This window comes from Nonomuraea ceibae, assembly GCF_019396325.1.
GTDB classification, from domain to species: domain Bacteria; phylum Actinomycetota; class Actinomycetes; order Streptosporangiales; family Streptosporangiaceae; genus Nonomuraea; species Nonomuraea ceibae.
Map to the genome: position 1 here is coordinate 23,120 of NZ_JAHKRO010000019.1, position 23,721 is coordinate 46,840.

The 23,721-nt window shown below is 72.8% G+C and carries 23 protein-coding genes; 14 read left to right on the forward strand and 9 right to left on the reverse strand.

Features of this window, described 5'->3' with window-relative positions; genetic code table 11:
• Positions 1–39: 39 nt before the first annotated feature.
• Together KME80_RS15385 and KME80_RS15390 are read right to left on the reverse strand one after the other, a co-directional pair.
• Entirely contained in the window at positions 40–1,236 is a 1,197-nt protein-coding gene (locus KME80_RS15385; protein ID WP_219505610.1) for an IucA/IucC family C-terminal-domain containing protein, read from the reverse strand.
• Complete coding sequence (locus KME80_RS15390; RefSeq protein ID WP_308125775.1) at positions 1,223–2,368, reverse strand: alanine racemase; 1,146 nt, start codon at positions 2,366–2,368, stop codon at positions 1,223–1,225. The genes KME80_RS15385 and KME80_RS15390 overlap by 14 nt, the downstream gene beginning before the upstream one ends.
• A 168-nt stretch (positions 2,369–2,536) precedes the next feature.
• Between KME80_RS15390 and KME80_RS15395 the strand changes: the two genes are divergently transcribed.
• Genes KME80_RS15395 through KME80_RS15410 form a run of 4 tightly spaced genes read left to right on the forward strand, consistent with a single transcriptional unit; the run spans position 2,537 to position 6,420 of the window.
• Positions 2,537–3,451, forward strand: a complete 915-nt coding sequence (locus KME80_RS15395) for an ABC transporter ATP-binding protein (protein ID WP_219505613.1) — start codon at positions 2,537–2,539, stop codon at positions 3,449–3,451.
• A complete protein-coding gene (locus KME80_RS15400) occupies positions 3,448–4,230 on the forward strand; it encodes an ABC transporter permease (protein WP_219505615.1) in 783 nt (260 codons plus the stop codon). Before KME80_RS15395 ends, KME80_RS15400 begins: the two co-directional genes overlap by 4 nt.
• Positions 4,231–4,285: 55 nt before the next feature.
• Positions 4,286–4,978, forward strand: a complete 693-nt coding sequence (locus KME80_RS15405; RefSeq protein ID WP_219505737.1) for a response regulator transcription factor — start codon at positions 4,286–4,288, stop codon at positions 4,976–4,978.
• Positions 4,975–6,420, forward strand: coding sequence for a sensor histidine kinase (locus KME80_RS15410; protein WP_219505617.1), 1,446 nt, complete (start codon positions 4,975–4,977; stop codon positions 6,418–6,420). Before KME80_RS15405 ends, KME80_RS15410 begins: the two co-directional genes overlap by 4 nt.
• Before the next feature lie 129 nt (positions 6,421–6,549).
• Here KME80_RS15410 and KME80_RS15415 read toward each other — a convergent pair whose 3' ends face one another.
• The 5 genes from KME80_RS15415 to KME80_RS15435 form a co-directional block, all read right to left on the reverse strand.
• The gene (locus tag KME80_RS15415; RefSeq protein WP_308125776.1) at positions 6,550–8,241 is read right to left on the reverse strand and encodes an endo-1,4-beta-xylanase; all 1,692 of its coding nucleotides are present in this window, start codon (positions 8,239–8,241) and stop codon (positions 6,550–6,552) included.
• Positions 8,242–8,524: 283 nt separating this feature from the next.
• Complete coding sequence (locus KME80_RS15420) at positions 8,525–8,728, reverse strand: hypothetical protein (protein ID WP_219505619.1); 204 nt, start codon at positions 8,726–8,728, stop codon at positions 8,525–8,527.
• Positions 8,725–9,324: a TIGR00645 family protein gene (locus tag KME80_RS15425; RefSeq protein ID WP_308125777.1), complete on the reverse strand. Its 600-nt coding sequence runs from the start codon at positions 9,322–9,324 to the stop codon at positions 8,725–8,727. Before KME80_RS15425 ends, KME80_RS15420 begins: the two co-directional genes overlap by 4 nt.
• Before the next feature lie 24 nt (positions 9,325–9,348).
• Positions 9,349–9,486 (reverse strand): hypothetical protein, encoded by a 138-nt coding sequence (locus KME80_RS15430; RefSeq protein ID WP_219505623.1) that lies wholly within the window; start codon positions 9,484–9,486, stop codon positions 9,349–9,351.
• 73 nt (positions 9,487–9,559) lie between these two features.
• Positions 9,560–9,769, reverse strand: coding sequence for a hypothetical protein (locus KME80_RS15435; protein ID WP_219505625.1), 210 nt, complete (start codon positions 9,767–9,769; stop codon positions 9,560–9,562).
• 172 nt (positions 9,770–9,941) lie between these two features.
• On the opposite strand from KME80_RS15435, the gene KME80_RS15440 reads away from it, so the two are divergent.
• The 9 genes from KME80_RS15440 to nrfD all read left to right on the forward strand — a co-directional run bounded on the left by KME80_RS15440 (position 9,942) and on the right by nrfD (position 20,888).
• On the forward strand, positions 9,942–11,003 hold the full coding sequence (locus KME80_RS15440; RefSeq protein ID WP_219505627.1) for an ABC transporter ATP-binding protein: 1,062 nt from the start codon (positions 9,942–9,944) through the stop codon (positions 11,001–11,003).
• Positions 11,000–12,097 carry an ABC transporter ATP-binding protein gene (locus KME80_RS15445; RefSeq protein WP_219505629.1) on the forward strand — a complete coding sequence of 366 codons (1,098 nt, stop codon included), beginning with the start codon at positions 11,000–11,002 and terminating at the stop codon, positions 12,095–12,097. The genes KME80_RS15440 and KME80_RS15445 overlap by 4 nt, the downstream gene beginning before the upstream one ends.
• Positions 12,094–12,981 carry a carbohydrate ABC transporter permease gene (locus KME80_RS15450; RefSeq protein WP_219505631.1) on the forward strand — a complete coding sequence of 296 codons (888 nt, stop codon included), beginning with the start codon at positions 12,094–12,096 and terminating at the stop codon, positions 12,979–12,981. Before KME80_RS15445 ends, KME80_RS15450 begins: the two co-directional genes overlap by 4 nt.
• Positions 12,978–13,799 carry a carbohydrate ABC transporter permease gene (locus KME80_RS15455; protein WP_219505634.1) on the forward strand — a complete coding sequence of 274 codons (822 nt, stop codon included), beginning with the start codon at positions 12,978–12,980 and terminating at the stop codon, positions 13,797–13,799. Before KME80_RS15450 ends, KME80_RS15455 begins: the two co-directional genes overlap by 4 nt.
• Before the next feature lie 3 nt (positions 13,800–13,802).
• Positions 13,803–14,078 carry a DUF2160 domain-containing protein gene (locus KME80_RS15460; RefSeq protein ID WP_219505636.1) on the forward strand — a complete coding sequence of 92 codons (276 nt, stop codon included), beginning with the start codon at positions 13,803–13,805 and terminating at the stop codon, positions 14,076–14,078.
• Positions 14,079–14,101: 23 nt separating this feature from the next.
• Positions 14,102–15,859, forward strand: a complete 1,758-nt coding sequence (locus KME80_RS15465; protein ID WP_219505638.1) for an ABC transporter substrate-binding protein — start codon at positions 14,102–14,104, stop codon at positions 15,857–15,859.
• Positions 15,860–15,929: 70 nt separating this feature from the next.
• The gene (gene fdh / locus KME80_RS15470; RefSeq protein WP_219505639.1) at positions 15,930–19,124 is read left to right on the forward strand and encodes a formate dehydrogenase; all 3,195 of its coding nucleotides are present in this window, start codon (positions 15,930–15,932) and stop codon (positions 19,122–19,124) included.
• A 1-nt stretch (position 19,125) separates the two neighbouring features.
• Positions 19,126–19,881, forward strand: coding sequence for a 4Fe-4S dicluster domain-containing protein (locus tag KME80_RS15475; protein ID WP_219505640.1), 756 nt, complete (start codon positions 19,126–19,128; stop codon positions 19,879–19,881).
• Positions 19,878–20,888: an NrfD/PsrC family molybdoenzyme membrane anchor subunit gene (gene nrfD, locus KME80_RS15480; protein WP_219505641.1), complete on the forward strand. Its 1,011-nt coding sequence runs from the start codon at positions 19,878–19,880 to the stop codon at positions 20,886–20,888. The genes KME80_RS15475 and nrfD overlap by 4 nt, the downstream gene beginning before the upstream one ends.
• A gap of 75 nt (positions 20,889–20,963) precedes the next feature.
• Here the strand turns inward: nrfD and KME80_RS15485 are convergent, their stop codons facing one another.
• Entirely contained in the window at positions 20,964–22,514 is a 1,551-nt protein-coding gene (locus KME80_RS15485) for an MDR family MFS transporter (RefSeq protein ID WP_504739711.1), read from the reverse strand.
• A gap of 118 nt (positions 22,515–22,632) precedes the next feature.
• Between KME80_RS15485 and KME80_RS15490 the strand changes: the two genes are divergently transcribed.
• Entirely contained in the window at positions 22,633–23,214 is a 582-nt protein-coding gene (locus KME80_RS15490) for a TetR family transcriptional regulator (RefSeq protein WP_219505642.1), read from the forward strand.
• Positions 23,215–23,270: 56 nt separating this feature from the next.
• On the opposite strand, the gene KME80_RS15495 is transcribed toward KME80_RS15490, so the two are convergent.
• Entirely contained in the window at positions 23,271–23,612 is a 342-nt protein-coding gene (locus KME80_RS15495; protein WP_219505643.1) for a YciI family protein, read from the reverse strand.
• Positions 23,613–23,721 lie beyond the last annotated feature (109 nt).

Sequence of the window (23,721 nt, forward strand, 5' to 3'; positions counted from 1 at the left end):
CCGTGGGTCTCACCTGTAAGACGAACGGGAGAGCGCCCGTCACGACACCGGCCGCCAGGCGGGCGGCTCGCCGGTGTCGGTCAGGTCCCAGGCGCCGTTCGCGCGCAGGCGGTCCTCGTAGTAGTGGACGGTGGCGGGCATGGGCACGCCGGCGGCGAAGGCGTCGCGGGCGGCCCGCCTGAGCCGTTCCGGCGGCACGCCGAGCGCGGCCTCGGCGACGGCGGCGAGGCGTTCGAGCGCGTGGTGGCCGAGGAAGCTGTCGTAGGCGAGGCTGAAGACGCTCTCGCGCGGCTGCCGGACGTCGCGGGAGATCACGTTGACGGGCGGCAGCTCGCGGGTGAGGCCGAGGTCGTGGCGGGTGCGGGGGTCGACGTAGACGCCGCAGTCGCGGTAGAGGACGGCCGTGCGCCCGCCGCCGTCGAAGGCGAACAGCGTGTTCTGGCCGTGCGGCTCCAGGACGCATCCCGTACGGGTCAGCGCCCGGCACCACAGCTCGACCATCGGGGTGACGACGCGGCGGGCCAGCCAGTCGCCGGGGTCCTCGCCGCTGCGGGCCACGAGCTGCTCCATCAGCGTCGGGTCGCCGGGCCGCCGCACGTCGTGGCCGTACAGCGCGAACAGCGGCACGGTGAACGGCAGGCCGCCGGAGCGGGGGCGGGCCTCGCGCAGCAGGAAGCCCCACGCCTCGCGCGGGTCGTCGCCGAGCACGCCGCCCGCCACCTCGGGCAGCACGGGCAGCCCGGCGGCCAGCAGCTCCTCGGCGGCCCAGAGCTGCACGGTGATGATCGGGCGGCGCAGCCGCCGGGTGAACCGCGACAGCCTGCGCGGGTAGTGCAGCTTGACGAAGTGCGGCTCGACGGGCTCGGCGCCGATCCGCTCGACGAACACGGTGCGGGCGTTGGCCGAGGGCACCACGGTCAGGTCGGGGCCGCGTTCGACCAGCGCGTCGCGGCCGGGCAGGGCGGGGTGGGCGAGCGTCTCGGGGTGGACGGGCAGCAGGAAGCCGTCGCCGCGCCGGTAGAGCTTGGTGAGCGTGGACTCGACGGCGTTCGTCAGGAACGTCCCGGTGACGCGGAAGGTCGGCACGGGGAAGCGGGGGCGGCCGAGCTGCGGGTGGTAGGGCTCGGAGATCTCCAGGTCGGCGGAGAAGCTGCTGTAGGCGCGGGTGCCCCCGCCCAGGTAGCGCTCGGCGTGCTGCCAGGTGTGGAGGGGGTCTGCCGCGTCATCGAGGATCATCGCGTCCGTCCAGGTAGTGCAGGCCGGGGTGGGGGTGCATGAGGAAGTCGTGGTGGGACAGGTTCCACGCGTAGGCGCCGGCCAGGCCGAAGGCGATCAGGTCGCCGGGGCGCAGGCCGGTGACGGGGGCGTCGCGGTGCAGCACGTCCTTGGGGGTGCACAGCTGGCCGACGAGGGTGGCGCGGCCGGTCAGGGCGGGGCCCGCGCTCTCGCGGTGGATCACGGTGAAGGGCTGGTCGTGGCCGCGGGCGACGGGGGTGCGCAGGTGGTGGGTGCCGCCGCGCAGGACGGCGTAGTCGCGGCCGTGGTTGCGCTTGACGTCGAGGACGTCGGTGACGTACCAGCCGTCGTAGGCGGTCAGCGCGCGGCCGGGCTCGATCCGCAGCCGCGCCCCGCCGAGGCGGGACAGCGCGCCGGCGTAGGCGGCCCAGCCGAACCGCTCGTCCGGGGCGGCGTAGTCGACGCCCATGCCGCCGCCCAGGTCGAGCTCGGGGGCGGTGAGGTGCGGCAGGTGCGCGCCGATCCAGCCGAGCGCCCAGCGGGCGACCTCGGCGGCGAGCCGGGCCAGGCCGGCCGCGTCCTCTCGGGCCCAGGTGAGGTGGGTGTGCAGGCCGTGCACGCGGATCCGCGGCGCGTCCGCGAGCAGCGGCAGGCAGGCGGCCAGCCCGGCGGGGTCCATGCCGAACGGGGTGGCGGCGCCCTCGCCGGGCAGGCCGGGGTTGGCGCGCAGCAGCACGTCGGCTCCGCGCGGGCCGGCCAGCTCGATCAGGCGGGCCAGCTCGCGGGGGCTCTCGACGTGCAGCCGCTCGACGCCCGCCTCCAGGGCGAGGGCCAGCTCGGCCGGGGTCTTGCCGGGGCCGCTGAAGGCGATCCGGGCGTCCGGCGCGACCTCGCGCACGTGCGCCAGCTCGCCGCCGGAGGCGACCTCGAAGCCGTCCACGTACGGGCGCAGCGTCCGCAGGATCTCGGCGGCCGGGTTGGCCTTGACGGCGTAGAAGACCTCGGCCGTGCCGCCCATCGCGGCGCGCACGTCGGCGGCGTGCGCGGCCAGGCCGGGCAGGTCGTACACGTAGGCGGGCAGGCCGCCGGCGCCCGCCAGCCGCAGCGCCGCGGCGCGCACCCGCTGCCTCACGGGCCGTCGCCCCGTTCGCGTCTCCTCATCGGCTCATTGTTCCGCATGGGCGGGTCCTTCGGGTTTCCTGAGAGTGAACGGCACGGCGGCGGGCCGGCCGGGCGGGTTCCCAGAGTTCTCCCAGAAGGTCACAGAAGGCGGTCGGCCGGACCCGCCAGGATCTCGGCCATGACGACGATCGACGTAAGAGGGCTGACCAAGCGGTACGGGCCGGACACGGTGGTGGACGACCTGTCGTTCACCGTCTCCCCCGGGCAGGTGACCGGCTTCCTCGGCCCGAACGGCGCGGGCAAGTCCACCACGATGAAAATGATCATGGGGTTGGCGGCTCCCACGAGCGGGTCCGCCACCGTCGGCGGACGCCGCTACCGGGACCTGCCCGTGCCCCTGACCGAGGTGGGCGCGCTGCTCGACGCCGGGGCGGTGCACGGCGGCCGGACGGCGTACGACCACCTGCTGGCGCTCGCGGTGAGCAACGGCCTGCCCCGGCGCCGCGCCGACGAGGTGCTCGCCAGGACCGGGCTGGAGTTCGTGGCCGGCAAGCGGGCCGGCGGGTTCTCGCTCGGGATGCGGCAGCGGCTCGGCATCGCGGCGGCGCTGCTCGGCGACCCGGCTGTGCTGATCTTCGACGAGCCGGTGAACGGGCTCGACCCCGAGGGCATCCGCTGGATCCGCGGCTTCATGCGCTCCCTCGCCCGTGAGGGCCGGGCCGTGCTGGTCTCCAGCCATCTCATGAGCGAGATGGCGCTGACCGCCGACCACCTGGTGGTCATCGGCCGGGGCCGGCTCATCGCCGACACCGGGATGGGCGAGTTCGTGCGCGGCGCCGGCGAGGGCGCCGTGCTCGTCCGCGCGTCCGGGGCGGACTCCTTCGCGCGCCGGCTGACCGCCGCCGGGGCCGCCGTGCGCGGCGGGCCGGAGTCGTCCCTCGTCGTCTCCGGCATGACGAGCGCGGAGATCGGCAAGCTCGCCGCCTACCACGGCGTCGAGCTGAGCGAGCTCACCCCGCAGCGGCCCTCGCTGGAGGACGCCTTCATGGAGCTGACCAGGGACAGCGTCGAGTACCAGGGGGCCCGGGCATGAGCTCCGTGCGCTTCACCCGCCTCCTGCACGCCGAATGGATCAAGCTGCGCGGCCTGCGTTCCACCTGGTACACGCTGGCCTGCCTGTTCGTGGTCGGGCTCGGCATCACGGGCCTGTCGATGAGCACGGCCGGGGCCGACCACGCGGCCCTGACCGAGGCGGAACGGCAGGCGTGGGACCCGACGAACCTCAGCCTGACGTCGTACATCGTCGCCCAGCTGATCATCGGCGTGGTGGGCATCCTGGTCGTCACCTCCGAGTACGCGACCGGGCTGATGGCGACGACGCTGACCGCCGCGCCCCGCAGGCACCGGCTGCTGGCGGCCAAGGTGGTGGTGGCGACCGCGATCGCCGTGGTGGCGGGGCAGGCGCTGATGCTCGCCTCCTTCCTCCTCGGCCAGGCCCTCCTCGCCGGTCAGGGCGTGCCGTACGCGCGGCTCGGCGACCCGGGGGTGTTCTCCGCGGTGGCGGGCGGCGGGGTCTACCTGGCGGCGATCGCGCTGCTGTCGGCCGGGCTCGGCACGATCATGCGGGCCACGGCGGGGGCGCTCGCCACACTGGTGGGGATCGTCTTCCTGGTGCCCGCCCTCGCGGGCCTGTTCCCGTCGTGGCTGCAGGGCCTCGTCGCCGTCTGGCCGACCAGGGGCGCCGCCTCGGTGCTCACGACGGTCCCCGACCCGGCCCACCCGCACCCGTGGCTGAACCTGGGCGGGATGTGCCTCGGGGTGGCCGCCGTGCTGGCCGCCGCGTTCGTGCTGTTCCGGCGCCGCGACGTGTGATGGGCGGGCACCGGGCTTCCGTATCCTGGCCGGCGTGGACGGATCAGGCCGGGCGATGACGCCCGAGGAGGACGCCGAGCGGCTGCTGGTGGTGGACGACGAGGCCACCGTCCGCGAGCTGCTCGCGGCGACGCTGCGCTTCGCCGGGTTCCGGGTGACCTCGGTGGCGACCGGGACCGAGGCGGTCGCCGCGGCCGGCGCCGAACCGCCCGACCTGGTGCTGCTCGACGTGATGCTGCCGGACATGGACGGCTTCGAGGTGGTCCGGCGGCTGCGTGAGCGGCGGCCGGTGCCCGTCCTGTTCCTCACCGCCCGCGACCGCCAGGCGGACAAGGTCACCGGGCTCTCCCTCGGCGCCGACGACTACGTGACCAAGCCGTTCGACCTGGAGGAGCTGATCGCCAGGATCCGCGCGATCCTCCGCCGCACCTCCGGCCACCACGCCGGGGTGCTGAAGGTGGGCGCGCTCACGCTTGACGCCGACGGGCACCAGGTGACGCGGGAGGGGCGGCCGGTCCGGGTCTCCCCCACCGAGTTCCGGCTGCTGCGCTACCTGATGGAGAACGCCGGGCGCGTGGTGTCCAAGGCGCAGATCCTCGACCGGGTGTGGCGCTACGACTTCGGCGGCGACGCCAGCATCGTCGACACCTACATCTCCTACCTGCGGCGCAAGGTCGACGCCGGGGAGCCCAAGCTCATCCACACCGTGCACGGCGTGGGCTACGTGATGCGCGAGCCCCGGCGGTGAGGCGGCTGTCGCTGCGGGCCAGGCTGCTGCTGTTCACCGCGGGGCTGCTGCTGGCCGGGCTGAGCCTGGCCGGCGCGGTCGTCGCCGACCAGCTGGAGCGCTACCAGCTCGGCCGGCTCGACGGCCAGCTGCGCTCGCTCACCGCGCTCGTCTCCAGCGTGCCGGCCCCCGGGCCGCCCGACCTCGCGGACGCCGCCGCCCGCCCCGGCCTCCTCGCGCAGGGACTCGACGTGTTCGGCAGCCCGTACCTGGTCTATCTGGACGCGGGCGGCGCGGTGGCGGCGAGCGTGCACTCGCCCAGGATGGCCGCCGCGACGCTGCCGCGCCTGGAGGACCTGCGCGCGGTGCCCGCGGACGCGTCGGCCGCCGACCTGCCCGCCGCCGACGGCTCGGGCCGGTGGCGGGCCGTCGCCCGGCCGGCCACCGGGCGGGGCGGGACGGTGATCGCGGCGGCGCCGCTGGCCGAGGCCGACGCGACCATCGCCCGGGTCCGGGCCAGCAGCGTGATCAGCGGCGCGGTGCTGCTCGTCCTGCTGACGGGGGCCGGCTGGTTCGCCCTCGGCCGGGGGCTGCGGCCGCTGCGCCGGATCGAGCACACCGCGGCCGCGATCGCCGGCGGCGACCTCAGCCGGCGGGTGCCCGTGCTGGCGCCGCCCGGCACCGAGATCGGGCACCTGGCGGCGTCGCTCAACACCATGCTCGGCCAGCTCGAACGCGCCTTCGCCGACCGGGCCGCGTCCGAGGCGCGGATGCGCGCGTTCGTCTCGGACGTCAGCCACGAGCTGCGCACGCCGCTGTTCGTCATCAAGGGCTCGGCCGAGCTGCACCGGATGGGCGCGCTGGCCTCCCCCGCCGACGTCGACGAGGCGATGCGGCGCATCGACCGCGAGGCCACCCGGCTCACCGCGCTCACCGAGGACCTGCTGCTGCTCGCCCAGCTCGACGAGGGCGCCGACGAGCAGCTCGACCTGGCCCCGATGGACCTGCGCACGCTCGCCAACGACGCCCGGCACGACCTGCGCGCCCTCGACCCGGCGCGTCCCGTCGAGGTCACCGGGCCCGACGGCGGGCCGCCCGGCCCGGCGCCGGTCCACGCCGACGAGGCGCGGCTGCGTCAGGTGGTCGCCAACCTGGTGGGCAACGCCGCCGCCCACACCCCGCCGGGCACCCCCGTGCGGATCGGCGTCGGCACGGCGGACGGCCGGGCGGTGCTCGACGTGGCGGACGAGGGGCCGGGGATGACGGCCGAGCAGGCGGGCCGCGTCTTCGACCGCTTCTACCGGACCGACCGCTCCCGCGACCGCTCGGTCGGCGCCGGCGCGGGGCTCGGGCTGGCCATCGCCCGCTCCCTCGCCCGCGCGCACGGTGGCGACGTCGAGCTGCGGACCGCCCTCGGCGAAGGCGCCCGCTTCCGCCTGACCCTCCCCCTCCTGAACCCCTGACGCCCCCGTGCAGACCGTAAGGGGCGGGCGCGCCCCCGCGTGGGGGGCGCGCCCGTGGGAAGCCGCGCGGGCCGTACGGCTCCCGGTGCCGCTCCTCCCTCGGCCCGCGCGGAGATCAGGGGTACGCGGTCACGGCGAGGCGCAGGTGTAGCCCGAGGGCGTCTGCGTGTTGCCGCTGGGGCGGTTGACCTGGAAGCCGAAGCTGGTGGCGGCGTTGGGGGCCAGGGTGCCGTTGTAGGAGACGCTCTTGGCCGTCACCGTCTGCCCGCTGGTGGTCAGGGTGGCGTTCCAGGAGCCCGCGAGGGTGTGGCCGGCGGGCAGGGTGAAGGTGACGGTCCACCCGTTGAGCGTGGCCGAGCCGGTGTTGGTGACGGTGACGGGCTGCACGACGTAGCCGTTGTTCCACTGGGTCTGGATGGTGCCCGTCGCGGTGCAGGGGCCGCCGGGGCCGCCGCCCGCGCTGGTCTCGAAGGTCACCGTCGCCGAGGGGGTGGACAGGTTGCCGGCGCCGTCGCGGGCGCGCACGTACACCTGGTACTCGGTGTCGGCCGTCAGGCCGGTGAGGGTGGTGGAGTTGGTGGCCGACTGGCCGAGCAGCGTGTCGGTGGCGCCCTGCTCGCGGTAGACGTTGTAGCCGGCCAGGCCGCTGCCGCCGGAGTCGGTGGAGGCCGCCCAGGACAGGCTCGCCGAGCTGCTCGTGACGCCGGAGGCCGCCGGGGTGCCCGGGGTGGTCGGCGGGGTGGTGTCGTTGCCGGTGCCGCCGGCGAGCGCGTCGTGCACGGCGGTGTAGGCCGGCTTGGTCTGGTAGTTCTCGTTGTAGATGAGCGCGGCGCCCTCGCCGGGGAACGTGTCGGGCACCCAGGAGTGCCTGTCGGTGATGCCCCAGATGGTGACGCCGGCGCAGGCGGTCACGGCGAGGCAGGCGTTGACGACGTTGCGGTAGTAGGTGGCCTGGGTGGCGTCCTTGGAGGCGTCGCGCGGCATCTGCATGCGCACGTCGAGCTCGGTGATGCGCACCTGGACGCCGAGGTCGGCGAAGCGCTGCAGGTTCTGCTGCAGGTCGTTGGGGAAGCCGTACTGGATGGCCAGGTGGCTCTGGAAGCCGACGCAGTCGACGGGCACGTTCTGCTGGCGCAGCGACCGGACCAGGTTGTACATGGCGGTGCTCTTGGCGTTGATGCCTTCGACGTTGTAGTCGTTGATGCACAGCCGGGCGTCGGGGTCGGCGGCGCGGGCGTAGCGGAAGGCGTCGGCGATGTAGCTCTGGCCGAGCGTGTTGTACCAGAACGAGGTGCGCAGGCTGCCGTTCTCCTCGAAGACCTCGTTGACCACGTCCCAGGAGACCAGGGCGGGGTTGTCGGCGTAGCGGCCGGCGACCGTGTCGATGTGGTTGCGCATGGCCTCGCGCATGGCGGTGGCGGGCAGGTTCTGCACCCAGGTGGGGGTCTGGCTGTGCCAGACGAGCGTGTGGCCGTGGACCTGCTGGTCGTTCTGCTGGGCGAAGTTCATGATGGCGTCGGCGCCGGAGAAGTTGAACTGGCCCTGGCTGGGCTCGGTGGCGTCCCACTTCATCGCGTTCTCGGCGGTGATCTGGTTGAACTCGCCGGCCGCGAGGGTGCGGTACTGGGTCTCGTTCGACAGCGGCCCGGTGGCGAGGGCGGCGCCGATGAACTTGCCGCGTGCGGCGGCGTGCTGGCGCAGCGGCGCCGAGGCGTCGGCGGGGGCGGCCGGCGCCAGGAACACGGTGAGCAGGGCGAGGGCCGCCGCCGCCGTGAGGGTTCTGATCCGGGCTCCGGATCTGTTGAGCGTTGTCGAGAGCACGAGCACCTACCTCCGCGAAGTTCCGATCCCGAAAGTTTCATCAGCCCGGGACCCTTGCGGGGAAGGTATTGACATGCGAGAGCGTGGTCAATGCCGGGAACGGCGTCCCGTCATCGGCGCAGGTGGTGAGCAGAAATTATCGGACGCTATATGAAACTTTCACGGGCGGAGGGCGCCGCGTGCCCGCCCCGCAGGGGGAGCTGGGGGCGGGCACGGGGTCCCGGTAGGTGGGTGGCCTGCCGGGAGCATGGCGGTCAGGCGCCGGTCCTGCGCCTCGTGCCGGTCATGCGTCGTCGTCGGAGACGCGCGAGGCGTCCGTGCACGTGCTGGATCCGGAGCTGAGCACGGGGAACAGCGCGCCGCAGGTGCTGACCGGCGCCGACACCGGCTCGACGATCTCGTCGTTGAAGATGATGATGTCGCCGATGAGCGGTGGAGCCGGCTTGGCCGCCGCCGGGGACACCTGCGCGAGCAAGCCGACGATCACGCCGCCGATACCCGTTGCTGCGGCGAGGCGGAAGCCGGGTCGCCCGGCCGGTGCCGGCTCGGCCGGCTGTTCAGCATGATGCGGTCGATGAGGGCCAGCGCGACAGCCGAGACGATGAAGGTCAGATGAATCAACGTTTTCCATAGCAGTTCCCTGTCGGTGACGGCCGGGCGGGCCGCGTTGATGAATATCTGCAGCAGGTGGATGGAGGAGATGCCGATGATGGCCATGGCGAGCTTGACCTTGAGCACGTTGGCGTTCACGTGGGAGAGCCATTGGGGCTGGTCGGGATGCCCCTCGATGCGCAGGCGCGACACGAACGTCTCGTAGCCGCCCACTATCACCATGATCAGCAGGTTGGAGATCATCACCACGTCCACCAGGCCGAGGACGATGAGCATGACGGTGGTCTCCGGAGGGTGGCCACCGAACCCGAGCTCCACGAGGTGGATCAGCTCGGCCATGAACCGCCACACGTACACGACCTGCGCGGCGATGAGGCCCAGGTAGAGGGGTGCCTGGATCCAGCGGCTGAGGAACATGACGTAGCCGAGGCGCTTGAGCGGGCTGCGCCGCTCCCGGGGGGCGCCGGCCACGTGCAGAGGCAGGGGCGGGTGCATCTAGGACGTGAGGAGGTTGACGTGCTGGATGACGGTCTCCAGGCCGATCAGCGGCTCGCCGCCGGCGTCCGCCGCCAGGGGCGGCAGGACGATCGCGGCCGCCGTGAGGACGGCGACGTACAGGGTCCGCAGGTACAACGCTGCTCCTTGGGGTTGCTGGGCGGAACGGAAACCTGCGGCCGGGACGGGGGCCGCCCCGGCCTGCCGAGAGTCAGGGCGCGGTCAGGCAGTTGACGGCGGGCACCTCGGCCGGGAGTCCCGGGGCCGAGGGGTCGACAAGGGTGGTGACCTCGCCGGCGCTGGCAGTGAGGCACTCGAGGGCCCCGACCGGGTCGACGATGGCGTGGGCGGGCGCGGTGGCGGCGAGCAGGCCGCCGGCCACGAGGGCGGCGACGCCGGTCAGGCGAAGCGTGCGGTGCATGAGACCTCCTGGGTCCGGTAGGGGAACACCCCTGAACTGCTACCCACAGTAGTTTTTCAGTAACTCTCAGTACAGGAATTGACCGCGATTCTCATGTGCGCCGCCGCGAAAAAGACCCTTTGCACGCCTTTGTGGATCATGTTAACTGGAGGAGAAAAGGTGGCGATCTATCATGCTGCTCATCGACGGCGTCCGCGTACGGCAGCGCGGCGAGGTCTGGCTCGACGACATCAACCTGGAGTTACCGAGGGGGATGACCACCCTCCTGGGGCCGATGACGGCAGGCAAGACGACGCTCATGCGGGTCGTCGCCGGGCTGCATCCACCGGACGCGGGGCGGGTGCTCGTCGGCGGGCGTGACGTCACCTCGGTCTCGGTGCGCCGCAGGTCGGTCGCCTTCGTCTACCAGCGTTTCATCAACTACCCGACGCTGACGGTGTACGAGAACATCGCCTCCCCGCTGCGCCTGGACCGGGCCTTCCCCCGCGAGTCGGTGGACCGGCGGGTGCGCGAGGTGGCCGAGCTGATGGGCATCGGCGAGCTGCTGGACCGGCGGCCCGGCGAGCTGTCCGGCGGCCAGCAGCAGCGCACCGCGATCGCCAGGGCGCTGGCCCGCCCGGTGGACGTGCTGCTGCTCGACGAGCCGCTGGCCAACCTGGACTTCAAGCTGCGCGAGCAGTTGCGCGCCGACCTCAGGGGCATGTTCGCGGACTCCCCCGGCGTGGTGCTGTACGCGACGGCCGACCCGAACGAGGCGCTGTCGTTCGGCGCCCCGGCCGTGGTGCTGGGCGAGGGCCGGGTGCTGCACACCGGCGACGTGGCCGCCCTGTACGCCGGGCCGCCGTCGCTGGCGGTCGCGGCGGCGCTCAGCGACCCGCCGCTCAACGTGCTGCCGGGCGTGGCGCGCGAGGGCGGCATCGACTGCCTCGGCGCGACCTTCCCCGCCCCCGCCGGGCTGCCGCCGGGTCGTGAGGTGGCGCTGGCCGTGCGCCCGCACCAGGTGGCCGTCGAGCGCCCGGGCGGCGGCGCGGTGGGCTTCCCCGGGGAGGTCCGGCTGGCGGAGGTGACGGGCGGGTCGACGTTCCTGCACCTGCTGCTGGACGGCGGCCCGCACGTGGTGGCCCACCTGCCGGGCACGCGGGCCTACGAGCCGGGCGGCCGGGCGACCGCGTACGTGGACCCGGAGGACGTGTTCGTGTTCGAGTCGCGGCATGGCGGAGGACAATCTGCATGACTGACATCCGGCTGGAGGGCGTGGGACACAGCTACGACGGCGGCCGGACGTGGGCGCTGCGGCCGACGACGTGGACGTGGCGCGGGTCTCGGGCGTACGCGCTGCTCGGGCCGAGCGGGTGCGGCAAGACGACACTGCTGAACATCGTCTCGGGCCTGCTCTCCCCCACCACCGGCCGGATCTGGTTCGGCGACCGGGACGTGACCGGGGTGCCGACGGCGGGGCGCAACATCGCGCAGGTCTTCCAGTTCCCGGTGCTGTACGAGGAGATGTCGGTCTACGACAACCTGGCCTTCCCGCTGCGCAACCGGGGCCTGGGCCGGGCGGAGACGGACCGGCGGGTGCGGGAGGTGTCGCGGCTGCTGGGCCTGGACGAGCATCTGCGGCGCCGGTCGAGGCGGCTGGACCCGGGCCGGCAGCAGATCGTCGCGCTGGGCCGCGGGCTGGTGCGGCCGGACGTGGCGGCGGTGCTGCTGGACGAGCCGCTGACCGTGGTCGACCCGGCGGTGAAGTGGGCGCTGCGCAGCAAGCTGAAGGAGATCCACCGCGACACCGGGCACACGCTGATCTACGTCACGCACGACCAGACGGAGGCGCTGACGTTCGCCGACGAGGTGGTCGTGCTCAACGAGGGGCGCATCGTGCAGGCGGGCGAGCCGGGCGAGCTGTTCCTGTCGCCGGCGCACGAGTTCGTCGGCCACTTCATCGGCTCGCCCGGCATGAACGTGCTGCCGGGCGAGCTGGCCGGCGGCGTGGTGCGGGTCGGCGGCACGGCGCTGGGGCGGGCCTCCGGCGACCTGCCGCCGGGGCCGGTGCGGGTCGGGGTGCGGCCGGAGTTCGTCCGCCTGGGCGCCGGGCACGGCGGGCTGAACGGGCTGACGGGCCGGGTGACGGGGGTGGACCGGATGGGCGCCTACGACCTGGTGCACGCGGCGGTGGACGGGCACCCGCTCGTCGTCCGTGCGGAGGCCGGGGCGGCGGTCACGGTGGGCGAGGCGGAGCCGCTGAGCTTCGCCGAGGGGCGCGCGTTCCTGTTCAGGGACGCCGTCAGGTGCGGGGTGGTCGAGCCGCTGGACGGGAGGCCCGGAGCGTGAGCGAGAAGCGCCCGCCGGAGGTGAAGCGGCGCGACAACCGGGCCTGGTGGCTGGTGCTGCCGGTCGTGCTGTCGGTGGCGTTCACCGCGGTGATCCCGCTGATGACGGTCGTGAACTACTCGGTGCAGGACGTGTTCAGCCCGAACGACCGGATCTTCGTCGGGCTGGAGTGGTTCCGCGACGTGACCCGCGACCCGGAGGTGCGCGCGGCGTTCGGCCGCACGCTGCTGTTCTCGGCGCAGGTGCTGCTCGTCGAGATCCCGCTGGGGGTGGCGATCGCGGCGACGATGCCGCGCCACGGGCGGGTCGCGGTGCCGGCGGCGCTGGTCGTGGTGGCGCTGCCGCTGCTCATCCCGTGGAACGTGGTCGGCACCATCTGGCAGATCTTCGCCCGTCCCGACATCGGCCTGGGCGGCTGGGCGGTCAACCGGGTGCCGGGCGTGAACTTCAACTACACGCTCGACGCCACCGACGCGTGGATCACGGTGCTCGTCATGGACGTGTGGCACTGGACGCCGCTGGTGGCGCTGCTGGCGTACGCGGGGCTGCGGTCGATCCCGGACCCGTACTTCCAGGCGGCGCAGATCGACGGGGCGTCGGCGTGGGCGACGTTCCGGCACGTCCAGCTCCCGAGGCTGCGCGGGGTGCTGACGATCGCGATCCTGCTGCGGTTCATGGACAGCTTCATGATCTACACCGAGCCGTTCGTGGTGACGGGCGGCGGGCCGGGCAACGCCACGTCGTTCCTCAGCATCCTGCTGTCGAAGATCGCCGTCGGGCAGTTCGACCTGGGGCCGGCGGGCGCGTTCTCGCTGCTGTACTTCCTGGTGGTGCAGATCGCCTGCTACGTGTTCTTCACCGTGCTGACGAGGAGCGGCCGATGAGCGGGCGGGACGGGCGGCGGCTGCCGTGGGCGCGGACGGTGTTCTGGCTGTACGGGGCGACGCTGCTGCTGCCGGTGCTGTGGATGTTCGGCATGTCGATCCGCCCGAACCAGGACATCCTCGGAAGCTTCTCGCTGATTCCGCAGCGGGTGACGTTCGACAACTACGTCACGTTCTTCACGAACCCGGTGTGGTATTCGAGCTACCTGAACTCGATCGTCTACACGTCGATGAACGCGGTGATGTCGCTGGTCGTGGCGTTGCCGGCGGCGTACGCGTTCTCCCGGTTCCGCTTCGCCGGCGACCGGCACCTGTTCTTCTGGCTGCTGACGAACCGGATGGCACCCCCGGCGGTGTTCCTGCTGCCGTTCTTCCAGATCTACCAGTCGGTCGGCCTGTTCGACACGCATCTGGGCGTGGCGATCGCGCACATGCTGTTCAACGTGCCGCTGGCGGTGTGGATCCTGGAGGGGTTCATGTCGGGCATCCCCCGCGAGATCGACGAGACGGCGGCGATCGACGGCTACTCGCTCCCCCGGTTCTTCGTGCGGATCTTCCTGCCGATGATCCGGTCGGCGATCGGCGTGACGCTGTTCTTCTGCTTCATGTTCAGCTGGGTGGAGCTGCTCATCGCCAGGACGATCACCTCGGTGAACGCCAAGCCGATCGCCGCCACGATGACGCGCACGGTGAGCGCGGCGGGCGTCGACTGGGGGCTGCTGGCGGCGGCCGGGGTGCTGACGATCGTGCCGGGCGCGATCGTCATCTGGTTCGTGCGCAACTACATCGCCCGCGGGTTCAGCCTGGGGAGGGTGTGAGCGGTGCTGGAGTGGATGGTGTGGACGGCGCCCACGGCGCTGGTGTTCGCCGGGCTGGCGCTGCTGCTGGCCGGGATGGCCGTCTGGGCGCGGATCTCGCCGCCGGTGGCGCGGCGCGGCTTCCTGCGCATCGAGACCGATCGGGGTGACCGGCTGTACATCGGCCTCGTCAGCGCCGCCGTGGTGCTCGCCGGGTGGATCGCGGTCAGCGATCTGTCCATGTGGCTCGCGCTGGCGCTCGCGGTCGTGGTGGTGCTGGTCATCGGCAGATGGGGCTGACCCGAGGAGGCGCAATGGCGTTCATGGCACGAGGTCCGGCCGTACCCGTCCTGCTGCTCGCCCTGGTGGCGGCGGGATGCTCGCAGGGGCAGGGAGGCGGTGGCGGCGAGTTCCGGGAGGCGGACGCGAAGGCGGCGGCGCAGCGGTGGGTGTCCACCGAGTTCACGCCGAGCACGCTGACGCGCGACCAGCAGCTGGCCGAGATGGACTGGTTCATGAAGGCGGCCCAGCCGTACCGGGGCATGGAGATCAACGTCGTGTCCGAGACGATCACCACGCACCAGTACGAGTCGCAGCGCCTGGCCAAGGCGTTCGGCGAGATCACCGGCATCCGGGTCAAGCACGACCTGATCCAGGAGGGCGACGTGATCGAGAAGCTGCAGACGCAGATCCAGGGCGACCAGAACATCTACGACGCCTACGTCAACGACTCCGACCTGATCGGCACGCACGCGCGCGGCGACTACGTCTTCCCGCTGTCGGACTACATGGCCGGCGAGGGCAAGGCCGTCACCTCGCCGACGCTCGACCTCGGCGACTTCATCGGCATCAGCTTCACGACCGGGCCGGACAAGAAGCTCTACCAGCTTCCCGACCAGCAGTTCGCCAACCTCTACTGGTTCCGCTACGACTGGTTCACCGACCCGGCGATCAAGAAGCAGTTCCGCGACGCCTACGGCTACGAGCTGGGCGTCCCGGTCAACTGGGCGGCCTACGAGGACATCGCGGAGTTCTTCACCTCGAAGGTCAACGGCGACGGCACGATCGACGGCGTCAAGGTGTACGGCCACATGGACTACGGGCGCAAGGACCCGTCGCTCGGCTGGCGGTTCACCGACTCGTGGCTGTCGATGGCGGGCAACGGCGACCCGGGCCTGCCGAACGGGCTGCCGGTCGACGACTGGGGCATCCGGGTGGAGAACTGCCGCCCGGTGGGCTCGTCGGTCACCCGGGGCGGCGACACCAACGGCCCGGCGGCCGTCTACGCGCTGACCAAGTACGTCGACTGGCTGAAGCGGTTCGCGCCGAGATCGGCGGCCGGGATGAACTTCAGCGAGGCCGGCCCGGTGCCCGCGCAGGGCAACGTCGCCCAGCAGATCTTCTGGTACACCTCGTTCACCGCCGACATGACCAAGCAGGGGCTGCCGGTCGTCAACGCCGACGGCACGCCGAAGTGGCGCATCGCGCCGAGCCCGCACGGCGCGTACTGGAAGGAGGGCAACAAGCTCGGCTACCAGGACGCGGGCTCGTGGACGCTGCTGCGCAACACCCCGGCGGAGCGCCGCGCGGCGGCCTGGCTGTACGCGCAGTTCGTCACGTCCAAGACGGTGTCGCTGAAGAAGTCCATCGTCGGGCTGACCTTCATCCGCGACTCCGACCTGCGCAGCGACCACTTCGAGCGGAACGCGGACAAGTACGGCGGCCTGATCGAGTTCTACCGGGGCCCGGCGCGTGAGCAGTGGACGCCGACCGGGACGAACGTGCCGGACTACCCGAGGCTGGCGCAGCTGTGGTGGCAGAACGTGGCCACCGCCGTCACCGGGGAGACGACGCCGCAGCAGTCGATGGACAACCTGGCCAGGCAGCAGGACGACATCCTGTCGCGGCTGGAGCGGCGCGGCTACGGCGGCGCGTGCGCGCCCAAGCTGAACCCCGAGCGTGACGCGCAGCACTGGCTGGACCAGCCGGGCGCGCCCGCGCCGAAGCTCGCCGACGAGCGCGGCAAGCCCGAGACGCTCGACTACGACCAGCTCGTCGCCCAGTGGAAGAAGATCGACTGACGGCGGCCCCGGTTTCCGGCCGGAGACCTCAGGGCAGGACTCCGGCCAGGGGATTTCGGGGGAAACACGGATGAACGGCTGGCCGCTGCTGCGGCAACTCATGGGCGGGGACCCCACCGGGCGGGGGCGGGCGGTCAGGTCCGCGCGCACCGACCGGCTGGAGGCGCGGACGGCGACGGCGGACCGGGTGGTCAAGTCCGTCTGCCCCTACTGCGCCGTCGGGTGCGCGCAGAACGTCTACGTCCGCGACGGGAAGGTCGTGCAGATCGAGGGCGACCCGGACTCGCCGGTCAGCCGCGGCCGCCTGTGCCCGAAGGGCGCGGCCAGCCTGCAGCTCACCACCGGCTCCGGCCGCCTGGACAAGGTCCTTTACCGGCCTCCTCACGCCGCCGGCTGGCAGGAGCTCGACCTGGACACGGCGATGGACATGGTCGCCGACCGGATCATCGCCACCCGCCGCGCGACGTGGGAGTGGGAGCGCGACGGCGCGCGCACCGCCCGCACGATGGGCATCGCCTCGCTCGGCGGCGCCACGCTGGACAACGAGGAGAACTACCTCATCAAGAAGCTGCTCACGGCGCTGGGCGTGGTGCAGATCGAGAACCAGGCGCGGGTGTGCCACAGCTCGACCGTCGTCGGCCTCGGCACCTCGTTCGGGCGCGGCGGGGCGACCACGTTCATGCAGGACCTGCAGCACGCCGACTGCATCGTCATCGAGGGCTCGAACTTCGCCGAGGCGCACCCGGTGGGCTTCCAGTGGGTGATGGAGGCCAAGGCGCGCGGCGCGACGGTGATCCACGTCGATCCGCGGTTCACCCGCACGAGCGCGCTGGCCGACCTGCACGTGCCGCTGCGGGCGGGCAGCGACGTGGCGTTCCTGGGCGGGCTGATCAACCACGTGCTGACCGGGGAGCGTTACTTCCGCGAGTACGTGGTCGCGTACACCAACGCCGCCACCCTGGTCGGCGAGGACTACCGCGACACCGAGGACCTCGACGGGCTGTTCTCCGGCTTCGACCCGCAGGAGCGCTGCTACGACCACCGGAGCTGGCAGTACGAGGGGATGCCGGTGATCTCGGCGGCGGGCGAGCGCGAGCAGCCGCAGGCGGGGCAGAGCGAGATGCACGGGGCGGGCGGCTCCAGCATGCGCGGCACGCCGACGCGGGACGAGACGTTGCGGCACCCGCGCTGCGTGATGCAGATCCTGCGCCGCCACTTCGCCCGTTACACGCCGGAGATGGTGGAACGGGTGTGCGGGGTGCCGCCCGAGCTGTTCGCGCGGGTCTGCCGCCACCTGACGGAGAACTCCGGGCCGGACCGGACGTCGGCGTTCGTGTACGCGGTCGGGTGGACGCAGCACAGCGACGGCTCGCAGTTCATCCGGGCGGCGAGCATCCTGCAACTGCTGCTGGGCAACATCGGCCGGCCGGGCGGCGGCATCCAGGCGCTGCGCGGGCACGCCAGCATCCAGGGCTCCAGCGACATCCCGACGCTGTTCAACCTGCTGCCCGGCTACATCCCGATGCCGCACGCGCACCGCCACCAGCGGCTGGAGGACTTCCTGCGCGCCGACGCGCCGGTCAAGGGCTACTGGGCGCACATGCCCGCCTACCTGGTGAGCCTGCTCAAGGCGTGGTGGGGGCCGTCGGCGCGGCCCGACAACGACTTCCGCTTCGGCTACCTGCCCCGGCTGACCGGCAGCCACAGCCACTACGACACGGTGATGGCTCAGCTCGACGGCACCTGCAAGGGCTACCTGCTGCTGGGCGAGAACCCGGCGGTCGGCTCGGCCAACGCCCGCATGCAGCGCCTGGGCATGGCCGAGCTCGACTGGCTGGTGGTGCGCGACTTCAACCTGATCGAGAGCGCCACCTGGTGGAAGGACGGGCCGGAGATCGAGACCGGCGAGCTGTCCACCGCCGAGATCGGCACCGAGGTGTTCTTCTTCCCGGCCGCCGCGCACACCGAGAAGGACGGCAGCTTCACCAACACCAACCGGCTGCTGCAGTGGCACCACAAGGCCGTCGAGCCGGCCGGCGACCGGCGCAGCGACCTGTGGTTCATGTACCACCTGGGGCGGATCATCCGGGAGAAGCTGGCCGGGTCCGCCGACCCGATGGACGCGCCCGTGCTCGACCTGACCTGGGACTACCCGGTGAGCGGGCCGACGGCCGAGCCGGACGCGGAGGCGGTGCTGGCTGAGATCAACGGCACCGACGCCGAGGGCCGGCCGCTGTCCGGCTACGACCAGCTCAGGAGCGACGGCTCGACGGCGTGCGGGTGCTGGATCTACTGCGGCGTCCGCGCCGGCGGCGTCAACCAGGCGGCCCGCCGCAAGCCCGGCGCCGAGCAGGACTGGATCGCCGCCGAGTGGGCGTGGGCGTGGCCGGCCAACCGGCGGCTGCTGTACAACCGGGCCTCGGCGCGGCCCGACGGCAGCCCGTGGAGCGAGCGCAAGAAGCTCGTGTGGTGGGACGGGTCGGCCTGGTCGGGCTACGACGTGCCCGACTTCGAGCGGGGCAAGGCGCCGGACTACCGGCCGCCCGAGGACGCGGCCGGGGTCGAGGCGCTGTCGGGCGTCGACCCGTTCATCATGCAGGGTGACGGCAAGGGCTGGCTGTTCGCGCCCGCCGGGGTGCTCGACGGGCCGCTGCCCACGCACTACGAGCCGCAGGACTCGCCGGTGGCCAACGCCCTGTACGGGCGGCAGCGCAGCCCGGCGCGCAAGCTCTACCCGCACGTGCACAACCGCTACCACCCCAGCGGCGGCGAGGCGGGCGCGTCCGTCTACCCGTACGTGGTCACCACCTACCGGCTCACCGAGCACTTCACCGCGGGCGGGATGAGCCGCAGCACGCCCTACCTGGCCGAGCTGCAGCCGGAGATGTTCTGCGAGGTGTCGCCCGAGCTGGCCGCCGAGCGCGGACTCACGCACGGCGGCTGGGCGACGATCGTCACCGCGCGCAACGCCATCGAGGCCCGGGTGCTGGTCACCCAGCGGATGACGCCGCTGCACGCCGACGGGCAGGTCATCCACCAGATCGGGCTGCCGTTCCACTTCGGGCCCAACGGGCGGGCGCGCGGCGACGCCGCCAACGAGCTGTCGGCCATCTCGCTCGACCCGAGCTCGCACATCCAGGAGGTCAAGGCGCTGTCGGCGGACATCCGGCCCGGCCGGCGCCCGCGCGGCCCGGCGCTGCCCGAGCTCGTCCAGCACTACCGGCTGCGCGCCGGGATCACCGAGCGCACCGGAACGGAGGCGTGACATGGGCCGCGTCGGCTTCTTCACCGACACCAGCGTGTGCATCGGCTGCAAGGCGTGCGAAGTGGCGTGCAAGGAGTGGAACGCCGTCCCGGACGACGTCCTCGGCTTCACCGGCATGTCGTACGACAACACCAAGGGGCTGGGCGCGAGCACGTGGCGGCACGTGGCGTTCGTCGAGCAGCCGCACCCCGACTTCCGCTGGCTGATGGCCTCCGACGTGTGCAAGCACTGCACCGAGGCGGCCTGCCTGGACGTGTGCCCGACCGGGTCGCTGTTCCGCACCGAGTTCGGCACCGTCGTGGTGCAGGAGGACGTGTGCAACGGGTGCGGCTACTGCGTCCCGGCGTGCCCGTACGGGGTGATCGGCAAGCGGGAGGGCGACGGGCTGGCTCACAAGTGCACGATGTGCTACGACCGGCTGGGGGCCGGGATGGAGCCGGCGTGCGCGAAGACGTGCCCGACGGACTCGATCCAGTTCGGCGACCTCGACGAGCTGCGCGAGCGGGCGTCGCGGCGGCTGGAGCGGCTGCACGAGGCCGGGGTGGGCTCGGCCCGGCTGTACGGCCACTCCCCCGCCGACGGGGTGGGCGGCACCGCGGCGTTCTTCCTGCTGCTGGACGAGCCGGAGGTGTACGGGCTGCCGCCGGACCCGGTGGTGACGACGCGGGACCTGCCGTCGATGTGGCGGCACGCGGCCGTGGCAGCGGCCGGGCTGCTGGCGGGGCTGGTGGCGCTGTCGTGGAGGGGGCGGTCATGACCGGGCTGACGGACGTGCGGCTGGACGGGGACCCGGCGCTGCCGCCGGGCCGCGACGCCGTGCCGGAGTCGCTGGGCCGGCCCCGGGAGCGGCGCATGGTGCCCCGGGCGGACTTCGGCTCCTACTACGGGCTGCCGGTGCTCAACGAGCCCACCTGGCAGGCGCACGACATCGCCGGTTACCTGTTCCTCGGCGGGCTGGCGGGGGCCTCGTCCACGCTGGCCGCCGCCGCGCACCTGACGGGCCGCCCCCGCCTGGCGCGGGCCTGCAAGACGGCGGCGCTGTGCGGGGTGACGGGCTCCCTGTACGCGCTCATCCACGACCTGGGGCGGCCGGGGCGCTTCCTCAACATGCTGCGCGTGTTCAAGGTGACCTCCCCGATGAGCGTCGGCACCTGGATCCTGACCGCCTACGGCCCGCAGGCGGGGCTGGCCGCGGCGGCGGCGCTGGTGCCCGGGCCCTGGCCGGGGGCCGCGAGATGGGCCACGGTGGGGGCCGGGCTGCTGGGGCCGGCGCTGGCGACCTACACGGCGGTGCTGATCTCCGACACCGCGGTGCCCGCGTGGCACGGCGGCTACCGGGAGATGCCGTTCCTGTTCGCCGGGTCGGCGGCGGCGTCGGCGGCGGGGATCGGCCTGCTGGCCGCGCCGCTCGCCGAGGCGGCCCCGGCGCGGCGGGCGGCCGTGGCGGGCGTCGCCGTCGAGCTGGCCGCCGCCGCGCGGATGAAGCACCGGCTCGGCACGGTCGCCGAGCCGCTGCGGCGGGGCCGGGCCGGGCGGCTGCTGCGCCTCGGGCAGGCGCTGTCGGTCACCGGGGCGCTGGTCGGACTGACCGCCGGCCGCCGCAGCCGCCGGGCCGCCGTCGTGGCCGGGGCCGCGCTGCTGGCCGGTTCGGTGTGCACCCGGTTCGGCGTGTTCGAGGCGGGGACGGCCTCGGCCCGCGACCCCCGCTACACCGTCGAGCCGCAACGCGCCCGGCTCACCGAGGAGGAGGACGACACCCAGTGAAGAAATACGTCCCGTTCGCGATGATCGTACTGATCACCTGCGCCGCCTCGTGGCTGGCGGCGCGCGCCCCGGAGGTCAGGCGGGAGCCTTCTCGCCCTCGGCGGGCTGGAGGTCGACGCTGTCGCGCAGCGTGATCCTCGGCAGGAACAGCGTGGCCACGACGCCGACGGCGGCGATGCCCGCCGAGATGAGGAAGATGTGCCCGGTCGCGTCGCCGTAGGCGGTGCGGATGACGGTCGCGAACGGCTCGGGCAGCGCCTCCAGGTTGAGCGAGCCGGCCGACTCGGCGGCGGCCCGGCCGGTGACGCCCGCCCTGGCCAGGCCCCGGGTGATGTCGGTGGCGACCTGCTGGGCCAGGACCGCGCCGAGCACCGAGACGCCGATGGTGCCGCCGAGCGAGCGGAAGAACGTGATCGCGCCGCTGGCCGCGCCCAGCTCGCGCAGCGGGACGGTGTTCTGGATGGCCAGGACGAGGTTCTGCATCGACATGCCGACGCCCGCGCCGACCAGCACCATCGCGCCGCCGATCAGCCAGAGCGAGGTGTCGTGGTCCATCGTGGACAGCACGAGGAACCCGGCGGTGAGCACGATCGACCCGGTGACGATGTACGGCTTGACGCGCCCGGTCTTCGACACCAGGTTGCCGCTCACGGCGGAGGAGACCAGCACGCCGAGCATCATCGGGATGGTGAGCAGCCCCGACTCGGTGGGCGTGTAGCCGCGGCCGATCTGGAAGTACTGGCCGAGGAAGACCGCCCCGCCGAACATCGCCATGCCGACCGCGAGGCTGGCCAGGATCGCCAGGGCGGGGGTGCGGCGGCGCACCACGTGCAGCGGCACGACGGGCTGGCTCACCCGTGACTCCACCCAGGTGGCGAGGGCCAGGACGGCGAGGCCGCCGCCGGCCATGACCGCGGTCTGCCAGGAGAGCCAGTCGAAGGAGTTGCCGACGAAGGTGATCCAGATGAGCAGGACGCTGACGCCGGCGGCGATGAGCGTCGCGCCCACGTAGTCGATCTTGACGTTCCGCGCCCGGACCGAGCTGACGTGCAGGGTCTTGTGCAGCAGGGCGAGCGCGGCGATGGTGAACGGCACCGCGACGAAGAAGCACCAGCGCCAGCCGAGCCACGAGGTGTCGGCGATGAGGCCGCCGAGCAGCGGGCCGGCGACGGTGGCCACGGCCATGACGCCGCCCAGGTAGCCGTTGTAGCGGCCGCGCTCCTTGGGGCTGATCATGGCCCCGATCACCACCTGGACCAGCACCTGCAGGGCGCCCATGCCGAGGCCCTGCACCGCGCGGAAGGCGATGAGCTGCCCGGTGTTCTGGGCGAACCCGCAGGCCAGCGAGCTCACCATGAAGATCACGATGGAGATCTGGATCAGCAGCTTCTTGTCGAACAGGTCGGCCAGCTTGCCCCAGATCGGCGTGGACGCCGTGGCGGCCAGCAAGGAGGCGGTGACCACCCAGGTGTACTGCGACTGGCTGCCGTTCAGCGCGCCGATGATCTGCGGCAGCGCGACGGACACGATCGTGCCGCTGATCATCGCGACGAACAGGACCAGCAGGAGCCCGCTGAGGGCTTCGAGAATCTGCCGGTGGGTCATCTGCCCGGGTGGTGCGTCCATGGTGGCGCTCACGCGCTTTCCCCCAAATCCTCATCAAACGTGCAGGGGACACCCTACATTCGCATTGGGCAAGTTTGCGCACTGGGCAGTTATTCCCAGCCGGTAAGATGTCCGCATCATGGACAGCACGCTGGGCCTGCGGGAGCGCAAGAAGGCGGAGACGCGGCAGGCCGTGCACGAGGCGGCGCTGCGGCTCACGATCGAGCACGGCTTCGACGCCGTCACCGTCGAGGCCATCGCCGACGCGGCCAACATCTCCCGCCGCACGTTCTCCAACTACTTCGCCGGCAAGGAGGACGCCATCCTCTACGGCGACGAGCGGCGCATCCGGGCGCTGGTCGAGCGGGTGCGCGCCGAGCCCGCCGACCGGCCCGCCTGGCTCGCGCTGCGCGGCGCCGTCCAGCGGCTCTACGAGGAGATCGGCGTCCCGGAGCGCGAGCAGGCGGTGCGCACCCGGCTGGCCATGAAGCACCCGTCGCTGCTGGCCCGGCAGCTCGCCAACCACGCGGCCTTCGACCGGGAGCTGGCCCAGGCCCTCGCGCTGCGCCGCGGCGGCGGCGTGAGCCCCCGGGTGATGGCCGCCGCCTTCCTCGCCGCGCTCCGGCTCGCCACGCACACGTGGATCGAGGAGGAGCAGGCCCGCCCGCTGCACGAGGTCATCGACGAGACGCTGGAGCAGATGGCGCGCCCCTTCACCTGACCCGCCCCTTCAACCGACCCGCCCCTGCACCAGGCTCGTCCCGTCGTCCGGGCGGGTCAGCTCTCGTCGGGCACCGTGACGCCGAGCAGCGGCCGCACCTCGACGCCGCCGCGCACGACGGGCACCAGCTCGGCGATCGACAGCGCGTGGTCGTGGTCGCGCGCCTCGACGACCAGGACCCCGGCCAGCGCCTCCTCCGCCTCGGCGAACGGCCCGTCGGTCACCCGGCCGCCGCGCATCGCCGTGGCGGTCTCGGGCTGCTCCAGGGTCAGCCCGGCGACGAGCCGGCCGCCGAGCCCGGTGACCTGCCCGGGCAGGGCCCGGTGCGCCTCCTGGACGTCGTGCGGCAGGTCGGCGGGGGCGACGGCCTCGTACACGAGCACCGCGTAGCGGGCCATCACCCCACCTCCCCGCGGATCTCGAAATGCCGTGTCATGGTGTGTCTTCTCCCCCGTACGGCGAACAGGGTGCGCCGGAACGGGCAGCGTCACGGCAAAGCTTCGTTGG